A 13,308-nucleotide genomic window follows, 5' to 3' on the forward strand; every position below is an offset into this window, starting at 1 on the left:
GGGTGAAAAGGGCTTCATGACATGCTCTGCCCCATGTTCGCGCTGCATCAGGATGAGAATTCGGCTCGCCGCGCCCCCGCCATCTGGCGCACGATGCTGAACATCGACCGGGGGCTGGTCAACGTCGTCGGCAAACTCACCGTGACCGGCGGTGTCCCGGCGGAACTGCGCCGGAAGCCGCTGCTCATGACGGCCAACCACATCGGCGTTTTCGACGCGTTCGTGCTGATGGCCGCGTGTAAACGAATCGGCATCAACCCGCGGTTCATGCTGGCGGGCGGCATCCTCGACGCACCCGTCATCGGCCCGGCATTGCGGGCCAGCGGCCACCTGCGGGTCGACCGCAAGCAGGCTACGACGGCCGTCGGCCAGTTCGCCGAAGCGACCGAGGCGTTGCGCACCACCCGCGATCCGCTCATCGTCTATCCCGAGGGCCGGATCAGCCACGATCCCGGCCTGTGGCCCGAACGCGGCAAGACCGGTGCCGCGCGGCTCGCGCTGGCGGCCGGGGTGCCGGTGATCCCGATCAGCCAGTGGGGCGCGCACGAGGCCGTCTATTGGGGGACGGAGACGGTCAACGGACCCGCCGACCTGGTGCCGCTCGCCAAGTCCGGGCTGAGCGCGCCGATGCGCCGCCCCCGCTTCCAGGTGCATTTCGGTGACCCCGTGGACCTGTCGGAGGTCGAGCCGGAGCGCCCGGGCGCCGGGGTGCGCGCGCACGCCAAGATCATGCAGGCGATCACCGACGGCCTGGTGCCGCTGCGGCGCGGCGAACTGGACAAGCCGCGCTTCCACGATCCGACGCGGCCGACCGACACGGTCAGTCCCTGGAAGAAGTACTGAGTTCCGGATCCTGAGACGGGTGCTCACCCTCGCCTAAGGTCGGCGGACGTGAGCACCCGCATCCTCGTCGTCTACTACAGCGCGACGGGCAACACCGCGAAACTGGCGTCGGCGCTGGCCGGCGGCGCACGCGAGGCCGACGCCGAAGTCCGTGTCCGCACGGTTCCCGAAACGGCCCCGCCCGGCGCCGTCGCGAGCAATCCGCGCTGGCAGGCGTGGGTGGACGCGGGCCCGCATCACGAGTTCGCGACCTTGGAAGACCTGGAATGGGCGGACGGTTTCGCGGCCGGCAGCCCGACCCGGTTCGGCGGCCCCGCCGCCCAGCTGAAGTCCTTTTTGGACAGCACCGGCGGCCTGTGGGCCAAGGGAAAGCTGGTGAACAAGGTCGCGACGTCGTTCACCACCGCGTCGACCGCGCACGGCGGGCTCGAATCGACGGTGCTGGCGACGAACAACATCTTCTACCACTGGGGCGCCATCGTCCTGCCGCTCGGCTACACCGACCCGCGGCTGCTCGAATCGGGCAACCCGTACGGCGGCTCGTTCGTCTCGCGCAAGTCCGCCGAACCCGACGGCCTCGCACTGGACGCCCTCCGCCTGCAGGGGCGCCGCCTCGCCACCGTCTCGCGCTATGTCGCCGACGGTCTTTTCAAGGACGGGTGAAGGGAACCGCGCGCCCGTCTCCCGCGTCGTAGTGCCGTCACACAGCGTCACGCTAGGGGAGGCGGCGGGATGACCGGCGGGTACGAGGTGGTCCTGGGGGCGATCGGAGCCGCGTCAGACGCGGCGAAACGGGCTTCGGACGACGTCGGGCAGGTGGATCTCGCGGCCGCGCTCGCGGGTGTCGCGACAGGCTTGCCCGGTGGCGTGTCCGGTGAAGCGGCCCGGCTGCTCGCGGACGCCTGGGGTCGCGCGGTTCCCGGCTGGGCGCAGAACGTCACCTCCTACGCGGCTCAGCTGGACGAAGCGGCCGGGCGGTACCGCTCGAACGAGCTGGAAGCGTCGCGGAATCTGCGCGCCACGGGAACTTCGGTCTGATGCTCACCTGGGGCGACGTGCGCCGGTGGGATCCGGCCGCGATCGGGAAGGTCTCCGACGCGCTCAACGACGGCTGCGGCCGGATCATCGCCGCCAACGACGACGTCGGGTCCATGGCCCGGTTTCCGGGCTGGTCCGGTAAGGCCGCTCTCGCCGCGTCGACGCGAGGCGAGTCGCTGGCGTCCACTTTGGAGCGACTGGTGGCCGAAGCGTCCGCGGTCCGGCGGGGTGCGCACGAGGTGCAGATCGCGCTGGACCGGATCGTGGCGTTCGTACGGGAGACCGACGAACTCGCGTCCCGGCACGGACTGACCATCGGCCAGGGCGGAGAGCTCACTTCTTCCGGTGGGCCTGCGGAACCGCGTGTGCTGACGGAACTCGCCGACCGGATCGAGCAGATCCTGCGCCGCGCCACCGACGTCGACGCCGACTTCGCGGCCATCATGCGGCGCGCCCTTCGAGGCGAGATCACCGAAGAGGGCGCCGGCACCCTCGCCCAGGCCGCCGACGTCGGAGCCGCGCAAAGCGGTCTGTCGATCATCGGCCCGCCGGAGCACGGGTCCCCCGGTGACAACAAGGCGTGGTGGGACAGCCTGTCGGACACCGCGAAAGTTGCTTTGCTGCAAGGAAACCCAGGGCTGGTCGGGAATCTCGACGGCATCCCGGCCGCCGACCGCGACGCCGCGAATCGCGCTGTCCTCGGCAGGGAGATCGAACGGCTCCAAGGCGATCCGAAGCTCAAGGGCCTGGAAGCCATCAGGGACCGGCTCGAGAACGCGGAACCCGGTAAACCGCGGGCGCTTCTGCTCGGGCTGGACACCAGCGGGGACGGCAAGGCGATCGTTTCGGCGGGAAATCCGGACACGGCGGCGAATGTGGCGACGTACGTACCCGGGACCGGGGCGGAGCTGAGGAAGCTCGGCGGCGATCTCAACCGCGCGGACAAGATGTGGGCCGTGGCGACGACCGCCGGCTCCCCTTCGACGGCCGTGATCACCTGGCTGGGTTACGACGCCCCGGACGGTCTCACCGACGCCGCGAGCGAGAAGTACGCCGATGGGGGCAAAGAAGCGTTGGCCGGATTCCAAGACGGCCTGCGGGAAACTCATCAAGGGGCGCCATCGCACAACACGGTGCTGGGACACAGCTACGGCACGACGGTCATCGGTCACGCCGCCCGCGATGGCGGCCTCGCCGCGGATGAACTCGTTTTCGTGGCGAGCCCGGGCGTCGGCGCGCACGACGTGAGCCAATTGCACCTCGATGGGGTGGATCCGGGCCGGATCGGCGGACATGTGCACGCGACGGTGGCCGAACACGACATGATCAATCTGGCCAATCTGGAGATCGCCGGGTACGACCTGGTACTCGGACAGGATCCGACCGACGCGGACTTCGGCGGGCGGGTGTTCACGTCGGCGCCGGGCACGGACGGGCTCGGCGGGTACAGCCAGGAGGCGCACAGTGAGTACTGGGAAGACAACAATCCCTCGCTACGGAACATCGGCCTGATCATCGCCGGAAAGCCGACGACATGAAATCGACGATCACCGAACAGCAGGCCCGCGACAAGGTCGAGCGCTACATCCAGGGCGCGTTCTCCGTGTTGCCCGCCCCTGCCGAGTTGAAGTTGTTCACCCGAAACCGCTCCGAGTGCACGGACCCCACCGACGACGGGCCGGAAGGCCGTTTCGAAATCTCCGCGACCTACGAGATCGTCGGCTTGGATTCCGCACAGTTCCCTGAACACTTCGCGGCGATCATCCACTGGTGGGAATCGAACGCCTTCAAGGTTCTGGCTGACGCTCGGCCGACAGATCAGTATCTTTTCGCGCGCCACACCGGCGATGCCTTCGACATGTCGGTTCAGGCGAACGATCTGGGCAAGTTCTACCTCGGCGCCACCTCACCGTGCGTCTGGCCGAACGGCACGCCCGAACCCCCAACACCCGAACAGCCGGCCGCCGCTCCCCCGGTACCGGAGCCGGTCCGCAAACCGCGCCGCGCCCCGGTGGACGACGAGGACTTCGCCCAGACCGACTGGACCGACGGCGGCACCTCCTTCTGACACCTGCCCAGCCGCTGGGAAAACCGTTCGCCCCGCTCCCACCCGGCCTCTACCCTCCGGCCGTGACCGCCGAACTCGCCGCCCCCGCCCGGCACGTCGCGCACCGCGGCCGGGGCATCCTGCTCATCCTGCTCGCCGCGCTCTTCTTCGGGACGTCGGGTGTGCTGGGCAAACCGGCGATGCAGGCGGGGCTGTCGCCGGAGCAGGTCGCGGCGATCCGCATCGGACTGTCGGCGATCGTGCTGCTCTGCCTGGTCGCGGTCTTCCGCCCGGCGCTACTGCGGGTGCGGAAACACGAGTGGCCGCTGCTGGTGGCGTACGGCTCGCTCGGGGTCGCCGGTGTCCAGCTCATGTACTTCCTCGCGGCGGGCCGGATCCCGGTCGGTATCGCGATCCTGCTCGAGTTCACCTCGCCGGTGCTGATCGCGTTGTGGGTGCGATTCGTGCGGCGGGTGCGGCTGCCGAGGGCGATGTGGACGGGTATCGCACTCGCGATGACCGGGCTGATCCTGGTCGCGCAGGTCTGGGAAGGCCTCAGCCTCGACGTCGTCGGGCTGCTCGCCGGACTGGGCGCGGCCGTCTGTTCGGCAGGCTATTTCCTGCTCGGCGAGCGCGGGGTCGCGAACCGGGATCCGCTCGGCATGGTCACCTGGGGGATGACGATCGGCGCGGTCCTGGTCTGCGCGGTCGCTCCACCGTGGACGATTCCGTGGGGTGTCGTCGCCGCGCCGACGGCTTTCGGGCCGTGGCATCCGCCGGTGTGGTCGCTGCTGGTCGCGCTCGTGCTGATCGCGACGGTGCTCGCCTACGCCACCGGAATGACGGCGCTGCGTCATCTCCCGGCGTCGGTGGCGAGCGTCGTGGGACTCGTGGAGCCGCTGATCGCGGCGGCCGCGGCATGGGTGCTGCTCGGCGAGGCACTCAGCTGGATCCAGGCCGTCGGCGCGGTGGTCCTGCTGACCGGCGCGTACATCGTCCAGTCGAACTCGAACGTGGTCCAGACGGACTCAACCCTGCTGGAAGCCCCGTAGATCGCTGATCTCCTGCTGCTGCGAACGCGCCGTCGTCGCGGCGAGGTCGCGGGCGTCTGGATTGCGGCCGTGCTGGGTTTCCGCCTCGGCGATACGGACACCCGCCTCCCGCTGCTTCTGCAGCCGCGAGACGAACTGGCGGTCGAAGTCCTTTCCGGACAGTCCGGCCAGTGCCGCCAGGTCGGCCGGGCTGATGTAGCCGTCGCGCTGGACGTGCTCGAGGTTCGGATCGTCCGGCGCGGGCTGGGCCCAGGACTCGATGAGCGCGGAAAGCCGCGCGATCTCCGGTTCGTGCGTGTCGATGATCCGCATCGCGAGCGCCTTCAGTTGCGCGTTCTCCGCGCGCGTTTCGGCCAGGGAAGCCAGATCCACGCCCTGCTGATGATGCGCGAGCGCCTGCCGGGCGAAGGCGACATCGGCGTCGTTGAACGGAACGGCCGCCTGCTGCGCCATCGGCGACGACGCCGGCGGCGCGGTCTGCGGCTGGGGTGCCTCGCCCGAGCAGCCGGTCAGCACGGCGGCCAGTGCGACGGCGGGCAGGAACCGGAGGACGGCGTGCGGCATCGAAGTGCTCCTCGGAACGCGCGGTGGAGGTGCCTAGGTTCGCAGAGTCCACATCGGTCCGTTCACCGGGGTTGCGCAAATACTTTTCCTCCGGGCTCCGCGGTGCGAGAATCCCGCGATCTGCCGCCACCCCGATAGGAGGCAACCCGCGAATGGACGCCGAAACCTCTCCAGAGCGGACCACCGAACGCGACGGTCTCCGCCCGGACCTGCGGCAACGCCACGTCCGGATGATCGCGCTCGGTGGCATCATCGGCGCGAGCCTGTTCATCGGCAGCGGCGCCGTCATCCACACCGTCGGCCCGGCGGCCGTCCTCTCCTACGCCATCGGCGGCCTGATCGTCGTACTGGTGATGCGGATGCTCGGTGAGATGGCGACGGCCGCGCCCTCCCAAGGCTCCTTCATGGAGTACGCGCGGACCTCGCTCGGTGGCTGGGCTGGTTTCACCGTCGGCTGGCTGTACTGGTACTTCTGGGTCGGCGTGGTCGCGTTCGAGGCCGTCGCCGGGGCGAAGATCCTGCAAGCCTGGATTCCCGTTGTGCCGCAATGGATCTTCTCGCTGGTGCTGATGCTGCTGCTGACCGCGACCAACCTCGCCTCGGCGCGTTCGTTCGGGGAGACGGAGTTCTGGCTCGCGTCGGTCAAAATCGCCACGATCGTGGTGTTCCTGGTCGTCGGCATCCTGTTCGTGCTCGGCCTCTGGCCAGGCGGTTCGTTCTCGGTCGGCAACATCGCGCAGGACGGTTTCCTCGCCAACGGCCCGTTCTCGGTGGTGCACGGTGTGGTGATCGTGATCTTCTCCTATTTCGGCGCGGAGATCGTCACCATCGCCGCCGCCGAATCCCGCGAACCCGAAGCGGCCGTACGCAAGGCGACGTCGTCGATCGTGTGGCGCGTGATCGTGTTCTACGTCGGTTCGGTGACGCTGCTGGTGATGATCACCGGCTGGCGCGACATCCCGACCACGACGAGCCCGTTCGCCGCCGCGTTCGGCCGGTTCGGCATCCCCGCGGCCGAGACCGTGGTCAGCGCGGTGGTGCTGACCGCCGTGCTGTCGGTGCTGAATTCCGGGCTGTACACCGCTTCCCGCATGCTGTTCGCGTTGCGCGGCAACGGCTGGGCGCCGAAATGGATCGCCGACACGAACCGGCGCGGGGTGCCGTGGAAGGCGATCCTGGTGTCCACTTCGGTCGGTTACGTCGCCGTGGTGATGAACTTCGTGTCCCCCGACAAGATCTTCTACTTCATCATCAACTCCGCCGGCGCGGTCGCGTTGTTCGTCTACGCGATCATCGCCGGGTCACAGCTGCGGATGCGGCGCCGCCTGGAAGCCGAGGCACCGGAACGGCTGAAGCTGCGCATGTGGGGCTACCCGTGGCTGAGCTGGCTCACTTTGGCCGGCACGCTGGCCGTGGTCGCGTCGATGCTGTTCGTGGACGCGGACACGCGGGCCCAGCTGTACCTGAGCTTGATCAGCCTCGCGGTGATCCTCGGCGTCTACTTCCTCCAGCGACGGCGATCCGGCTCGGCATCGTGAGTGGCGTGTCCTGAAGGCTCCCTATCCTTGCGTCTAGCGCCAGGGTCGCGGCAAAGTCGCGACCCTGGCCTGTGGGAGGAAGACGGTTCAGCCGTTGACGGGACCTCACCGCACCCCGGCCTGGATCAGCCCACTCTTGATTGTCCTTAAGGGACACTTCCCGGACTTTCCTGACTTGAGGCTTCCGGTGAGGGGTGGGCTGGGTTGGTCGTGAGTGGCGATTCGGGTTCTATTGAGGGGTAAGTCAAACGTGTCGTGGCGTGCGGCCGGTCGTGAAGTACATGAAGGTCCCCTTCCTTGCGCTAGGCGTCAGGGTCCCGGCAAAGTCGAGGTAGAGCTTGATCGAGCCGAGGTAGGGCAGGCCTGATTCTGGATGCCGCGGGGCTGCAGGTGTGGTTTCGGAGGAATGGTGTGAGTGGCGATTCGGGTGAGGGCTACTTGTGTCTTAGGTACCTGCCATCGGGCGGCACGCGTGATCCGACGGAGGGCACGCGTGAGTGAACGGAGAACACGCGACGAAATCTGCCGCTTCCGCCGTGTCATCCATCCAGTCACACGTGTCCTCCGTCTGATCACACGCGCCATCCATCCAGCCACGCGAAACCGTGCAAGATGTCCAAATCGGGCATTTTCGTCTCGAAAAGTGTCCCTTATGGACAGTCCGGACCCGGGTGAGGCCCCTTGTGTGGGCCCGCTCCCGCCGTGTCCACCACGACACGTTCGCCTTGACCCGCGCTAGCGATGCAGCCGACCAGCACTTATGCGACTTCGCCGGAACCCTGCGCTAGGCGCAAGGAAGGGGACCTTCATGTACTCCGGGAGGGCGTGACTCGCGTGCCTGGCCGCCGCACTCGGTGGTGCGGAGCACGCGAGTGCGGTGTCGCGTCACCCAGCCTGCCGGCTCGCCCACACCACGACATGTTTGCCTTACCCCTCAATAACCCGAATCGCCACTCACGACCCCATGTGGACAGTCGGGTCAGGCTGGTGGTCGCGGGTCGGTCGCCGTCGGGATGAGCCGCGCCTGAGCGACCGGCGAGGTCGCCCAAGCTCGCCACGACGACGGCCACGAGTGCGCGGCGTCGGGCTGTTCCACCCGCGCGCCGGTGAAGTCGGCGTCTTGGGCGAACTCGGCGTCGGCGAACGTGGTCGTCCCGCTGAACAGCGCGTCGGCGAAGGTCGCATGTGTGGGAAATGACGCGCCGCGGAAGTCGGTGTCGCCGGTGAAGTGCGCCCTTTCGAAGTTCACGGAGGGCGAGAACCGGGTCTGGCGGAAGTTTCCGCGGACGATCAGGCTGTCCTCGAGTTCGGCGCGCACGAGGAGGGTGTCCGCGAAGTCGGGTTCGACGAGCACCGCGTCCCGCAGTCCCAGCTCCTCGACCTCCCAGAACTCGAAGGGTCTGGCCTCCCCGGCAGGCCACCTGAAGTGCTGCGTAAGAAGCCTCTGCGCGGCGAGCCGGACTTCGAGTTCCTCCTCGTCTTCGACCGGGTACGCGAAAGGTTTGCGCAAGTAGGTGCAGATCAGCTCGACAACGTCTTGCCTGCCGTCGGGTTCTTCGCGCCCGTAACGGTCTAGGGCCGCGAAGCATTCGAGGCGCTCCGCGGCGTCCTCGCTGTCCATCAGCTCAAGGGCGTGTTCCCAACGGTCCAGCCTGAGTCCTTGATCCACCAACGCGGGCTGGATCCGCCGGTCGCGGCGGACGCCCTCGATGACCATCCGCACGAGATAGACCGCGCCGATCCCGAGTGCCACCCCCGCCAGCGCGCCTATGACGTGTACCCCCACCATGACCATCGTCGTCGCCATCCGGCGATTATGCGCGAGAAGGCCCCTTCACTCGACTGAGTAAAGGGGCCTTCTCGCGGATTACCGCTAAACGGGGATGACCGTCGGCACGATCATCGGACGGCGCCGGTAGGTGTCGGCGACCCAGCGGCCGACGACGCGGCGCACGGCCTGCGCGATGCGATGCGTGTCGGTGATGCCTTCGGCTTCGGTCCGCGCGAGCTCCATCTCCACCATCGGGAGCACGGCGTCGAGCGCCTTCGGATCGTCGGAGAACCCGCGACCGGACACGGTCGGCTTGGTCACCGCGCGACCGGTGCTGGTGTCCACGGCGACCGTGATCGCGATGAAGCCACCCTCACCGAGCACGAGCCTGTCGGACAGGGTCGACTCGCCGACGTCGCCGACCGACAGGCCGTCGACGTACACGTGCCCGACCTCGACCCGGCCGGTCCGCGAGGCCTTGCCGTCGACGAGGTCGACCACGACCCCGTCTTCGGCGATGACCACGTTCTCCGGCGCGACACCGGTGCGCACGGCCAGTTCACCGTTGGCGCGCAGGTGCTTCCACTCGCCGTGCACCGGCATGACGTTGCTGGGGCGCACCGCGTTGTACAGGTACAGCAGTTCGCCCGCCGACGCGTGGCCGGAGACGTGCACCTTGGCGTTGCCCTGGTGGACGACGTTCGCGCCGAGGCGGGTGAGGCCGTTGACGACGCCGAAGACTGCGGTCTCGTTGCCCGGGATCATCGAGCTGGCCAGCACGACGGTGTCACCCGCGCGGATCGAGATCTGCCGGTGCTCACCACGCGCCATGCGCGACAGCGCCGACAGCGGCTCGCCCTGCGAACCGGTCGACACGAACAGCACCTTGCTCTCGGGCAGGTCGCTGGCCTGGTCGAGGTTGACCAGGAGGCCGTCCGGCACGTTCAGCAGGCCGAGGTCGGCGGCGATGCCCATGTTCCGGACCATCGACCGGCCGACGAAGGCGACGCGGCGGCCGTGCCGCACGGCGGCGTCGAGCACCTGCTGGACGCGGTGCACGTGGCTCGCGAAACAGGCGACGATCACGCGCTGGCCGACCTTGCGGACGACGTCGTCGAGCACCGGGCCGATGTCGCGCTCCGGCATGACGAACCCGGGGACCTCGGCGTTGGTCGAGTCGACGCAGAACAGGTCCACGCCCTCGTCGCCGAGCCGGGAGAAGCCGGCGAGGTCGGTCAGCCGCCCGTCGAGCGGGAGCTGGTCGAGCTTGATGTCGCCGGTGTGCAGCACGACACCCGCCGGCGTGCGGATGGCGACCGCGAGCGCGTCCGGGATCGAGTGGTTGACCGCGAAGAACTCCAGGTCGAAGTCGCCGACCTTGCGTCGCTCGCCCTCGCGGACCTCGATCAGGTTCGGCCGCTGGCGGTGCTCCTTGGCCTTGGCCGCGAGCAGCGCGTTCGTGAACCGCGAACCGTAGATCTTGAGGTCCGGGACGAGCCGCAGGAGGAACGGGACGGCGCCGATGTGATCCTCGTGCCCGTGGGTGAGGACGAGGCCGTCGATGTCCTCCAAGCGGTCTTCGATCGCGCGGAAGTCGGGCAGGATCAGGTCGACGCCCGGCTGGTCGTCTTCGGGGAAGAGGACCCCGCAGTCGACGATCAGCAGACGGCCGCCGAATTCGAAGACGGTCATGTTGCGGCCGACTTCGCCGATTCCCCCGAGCGCCACCACGCGCAGGGCGCCTTCGGGCAGCGCGGGCGGCGGGTTGGTCGGTCCGGGTCCGGTTGACAATGAACTCACCGAGGCATGGTCCCTACGCTGGTATGTGAGGTCGGCGCCGTATAGGCCGCCGCTGAATCTGCTTGTGCCACCCGAGCACCATGCCAGTCGCTGACGGCACTGTCGCCGAGCGGCACGCCACCCTGGGCGAGATCCGCGGAAATCGCCTGGAGCTGCTCGTCGTTCGCGGCCACGATGGGCAGCCGCGGGTCGCCGATGTCGAAGCCGCGCAACCGCAGGGCCGCCTTCGAGAACGCGACGCCGCCGACCCGGGACATCGCCCGCAGGACGGGCAGCATGCCGCGGTGGTTGGTGCGCGCGGTGGAGGTGTCGCCGGATTCGTAGGCGTCCATCATGCCGCGGATCCGGCCCGCGACGACGTGCCCGATCACGCTGACCACGCCGGTGCCGCCGACGGAGACCCAGGGGAGATTGAGGCCGTCGTCACCGGAGTAGTAGGCGAGCTGGGTGTTCGCGATGACTTCGGAGCCGGCGATCAGGTCGCCCTTGGCGTCCTTGACCGCGAGGATACGCGGGTGCTCGGCGAGCCTCAGCAGCGTGTCGACCTCGATGGGGACGATCGAACGCGGCGGGATGTCGTAGAGCATCACCGGCAGTTCGGTGGCGTCCGCGACCGTGGTGAAGTGCGCGTAGAGCCCGGCCTGGCTGGGTCGCGAGTAGTACGGCGTGACGACGAGGATGCCGTGGGCACCGGCCGCTTCGGCCTGCTTCGCCTGCTCGACGCTGTGCGCGGTGTTGTTCGTGCCCGCCCCGGCGACGATCGTCGCGCGATCACCGACGGCCTCGACTACGGCGCGGATCAGCTCGGTCTTCTCGGCGTCGGTCGTGGTGGGGCTTTCCCCGGTCGTGCCGTTCACGACGAGACCGTCGTTGCCCAGTTCCACGAGGTGTTCGGCCAGCTCCTGCGCCCGCTTCAGGTCCAGCGCGCCGTCGGCGTCGAAGGGGGTGGCCATCGCGGTGAGCACGCGCCCGAACGGTCTTCCCGGCGCTGCGGTAGGTGGAGTGGACATGGTGTGAAGGTACCTCCTGCGGACGCCGAACCCCTTGCCGACGTGGTCATTCCCGCCGATGCGGGAGATTTTCCGGGGCGAAGCCGACCTCGGCGCAAACTATTTGACCTTGGTGGTGATCTGCGAGGTGAGCTGCCCGCCATCGGCCTTGGCGAGCAAGCACAGGTACTCGCGCGAGTAGTCGGTGTTCTCCTCGCTCAGCGGCCGGTTCCACTCCGCCTCGGTCGGGACGACGGCCCGCCAGTAGAGCCCGCTCCGCTGTTGCGACGGCACCACACCCGAGTTGAACGTCGCCGAACAGACCGCCTCGGCGATGCGGTTCACCACCTCGGCGCCGGGGTAGGCGGCGACCGCGGCCTGCTTGTCGCTCGCCGACTCGACGGCGAGCAGGTCACCCTTCGCGTAGACCTCGACCAGGTGATTCTTGGCGCAGTTCCCGCTGGTCTCGCTGTTCATCGTGACGTTGTCCGCGAGCGGGACGTTGTAGCAGTCCCCGGAGAGGTCGATCTTGAGCTGGCCGTTGATGCCGTAGGTCAGGGTGGGCTGGGCCTGCGCGTTCCCGGCGGGCGCGGCCATCCAGCGGCCGAGGAAGATCCCGCCGACCAGCGCGCCGATCACCGCGACCGCGGCAAGGCTGAGCCACAGTGGACGCAGATTGCGCTTCGGCGGGGTGGGCGCGAGCCGGGTCATCGGCTGGCCGGGGTGCAGCATCGCCGTCCCACCCGAAGGCGGGGTCGGCTGGGCCGGTACGCCCTGCGCGGCCGAAAGCAGGCTGCGTACCTGGTCGTACGACATCCGCGCCTCGGGTTTGGTGACCAGCAGGCCGAGGATCGCGGCGGCCAGCGGGCCCTGAACCCTGGTCAGGTACGGCGCCTCGGTCATGATCGCGTGCAGCGTGGCCGCGGTGGTCGACCGTTCGAACGCGACGATGCCCTCGGCGGCGAAGAACAACGTCGTGCCCAGCGACCAGAGGTCGGATTCGGGCATCGCGTCGCGGCCTTCGACCCGTTCCGGCGCCATGAACGCCGGCGAGCCGACGATCATGCCGCTGGTGGTCAGACGTGGGTCGTCGGCGGCGTGCGCGATGCCGAAGTCGGTGAGCTTCACCCGGCCGTCCGGCGAGACCATGATGTTCGCGGGTTTCACGTCGCGGTGCACGATCCCGGCGGCGTGCGCGGCCCGCAGCGCGGACAGTACCCGCTCCCCCACCAGCGCGATCTGCTGGGCGGGCAGCGGACCGCGGTCACGCACCAGGTCGGCCAGCGTCGGTGCCTCGACCAGCTCCATCACGATGTAGGTGGCGCTGTTCTCGGTGACGACGTCGTACACGGTGACGACGGCCGGGTCGTTGAGGCGCCCGGCGGAGCGGACCTCGCGCAGCATCCGCTCCGTCAGCACCGAAGCTTCCTCGGGCGCGTTCGGGAACTTCAGCTCCTTGATCGCCACCTGGCGGCCGATCACCTGGTCCTGTGCGCGCCAGACGATGCCCATCCCGCCGCGGCCGAGCTCGCCCAGCAGGGCGTATCGGCCGGCGATGATCCGCGCGCCGGAAGCCTGCTGCGTCTGCTGTGGCGGCCCGTACGGACGGGTCTGTTCGTCGGTCAAGGTTCGGTGCTCCTTCGGTTCGCGCAGGATGCCAACTCGG

The 13,308-nt window shown here is 68.7% G+C and carries 12 protein-coding genes; 7 read left to right on the forward strand and 5 right to left on the reverse strand.

Annotated elements, in window-relative coordinates; translation table 11 throughout:
• The first annotated feature begins 33 nt into the window (after positions 1 to 33).
• The 6 genes from ACZ7KI_RS31275 to ACZ7KI_RS31300 all read left to right on the forward strand — a co-directional run bounded on the left by ACZ7KI_RS31275 (position 34) and on the right by ACZ7KI_RS31300 (position 4,980).
• Positions 34 to 843, forward strand: a complete 810-nt coding sequence (locus ACZ7KI_RS31275; RefSeq protein WP_465504239.1) for a lysophospholipid acyltransferase family protein — start codon at positions 34 to 36, stop codon at positions 841 to 843.
• Between the two features lie 48 nt (positions 844 to 891).
• Positions 892 to 1,506 (forward strand): NAD(P)H:quinone oxidoreductase, encoded by a 615-nt coding sequence (wrbA, locus tag ACZ7KI_RS31280; protein WP_470276637.1) that lies wholly within the window; start codon positions 892 to 894, stop codon positions 1,504 to 1,506.
• 69 nt (positions 1,507 to 1,575) lie between these two features.
• Entirely contained in the window at positions 1,576 to 1,881 is a 306-nt protein-coding gene (locus ACZ7KI_RS31285) for a hypothetical protein (RefSeq protein ID WP_470276638.1), read from the forward strand.
• Positions 1,881 to 3,419, forward strand: a complete 1,539-nt coding sequence (locus ACZ7KI_RS31290) for an alpha/beta hydrolase (protein WP_470276639.1) — start codon at positions 1,881 to 1,883, stop codon at positions 3,417 to 3,419. The genes ACZ7KI_RS31285 and ACZ7KI_RS31290 overlap by 1 nt, the downstream gene beginning before the upstream one ends.
• Entirely contained in the window at positions 3,416 to 3,949 is a 534-nt protein-coding gene (locus tag ACZ7KI_RS31295; RefSeq protein WP_470276640.1) for a hypothetical protein, read from the forward strand. Before ACZ7KI_RS31290 ends, ACZ7KI_RS31295 begins: the two co-directional genes overlap by 4 nt.
• Positions 3,950 to 4,011: 62 nt before the next feature.
• Positions 4,012 to 4,980 (forward strand): EamA family transporter, encoded by a 969-nt coding sequence (locus ACZ7KI_RS31300; protein ID WP_470276641.1) that lies wholly within the window; start codon positions 4,012 to 4,014, stop codon positions 4,978 to 4,980.
• Here the strand turns inward: ACZ7KI_RS31300 and ACZ7KI_RS31305 are convergent.
• Complete coding sequence (locus ACZ7KI_RS31305; protein ID WP_470276642.1) at positions 4,957 to 5,544, reverse strand: DUF305 domain-containing protein; 588 nt, start codon at positions 5,542 to 5,544, stop codon at positions 4,957 to 4,959. The genes ACZ7KI_RS31300 and ACZ7KI_RS31305 overlap by 24 nt on opposite strands.
• Positions 5,545 to 5,696: 152 nt before the next feature.
• Between ACZ7KI_RS31305 and ACZ7KI_RS31310 the strand changes: the two genes are divergently transcribed.
• Positions 5,697 to 7,082, forward strand: a complete 1,386-nt coding sequence (locus ACZ7KI_RS31310) for an amino acid permease (protein WP_470276643.1) — start codon at positions 5,697 to 5,699, stop codon at positions 7,080 to 7,082.
• 979 nt (positions 7,083 to 8,061) lie between these two features.
• Here ACZ7KI_RS31310 and ACZ7KI_RS31315 read toward each other — a convergent pair.
• From ACZ7KI_RS31315 to ACZ7KI_RS31330, 4 genes are all read right to left on the reverse strand, one after another.
• Positions 8,062 to 8,889 (reverse strand): pentapeptide repeat-containing protein, encoded by an 828-nt coding sequence (locus tag ACZ7KI_RS31315; RefSeq protein ID WP_470276644.1) that lies wholly within the window; start codon positions 8,887 to 8,889, stop codon positions 8,062 to 8,064.
• A 66-nt stretch (positions 8,890 to 8,955) separates the two neighbouring features.
• A complete protein-coding gene (locus ACZ7KI_RS31320; RefSeq protein ID WP_470276697.1) occupies positions 8,956 to 10,644 on the reverse strand; it encodes a ribonuclease J in 1,689 nt (562 codons plus the stop codon).
• Between the two features lie 5 nt (positions 10,645 to 10,649).
• Entirely contained in the window at positions 10,650 to 11,663 is a 1,014-nt protein-coding gene (gene dapA, locus ACZ7KI_RS31325; protein ID WP_470276645.1) for a 4-hydroxy-tetrahydrodipicolinate synthase, read from the reverse strand.
• Between the two features lie 99 nt (positions 11,664 to 11,762).
• A complete protein-coding gene (locus tag ACZ7KI_RS31330) occupies positions 11,763 to 13,268 on the reverse strand; it encodes a serine/threonine-protein kinase (protein ID WP_470276646.1) in 1,506 nt (501 codons plus the stop codon).
• Positions 13,269 to 13,308 lie beyond the last annotated feature (40 nt).

This window comes from Amycolatopsis sp. NPDC039088, assembly GCF_055598845.1.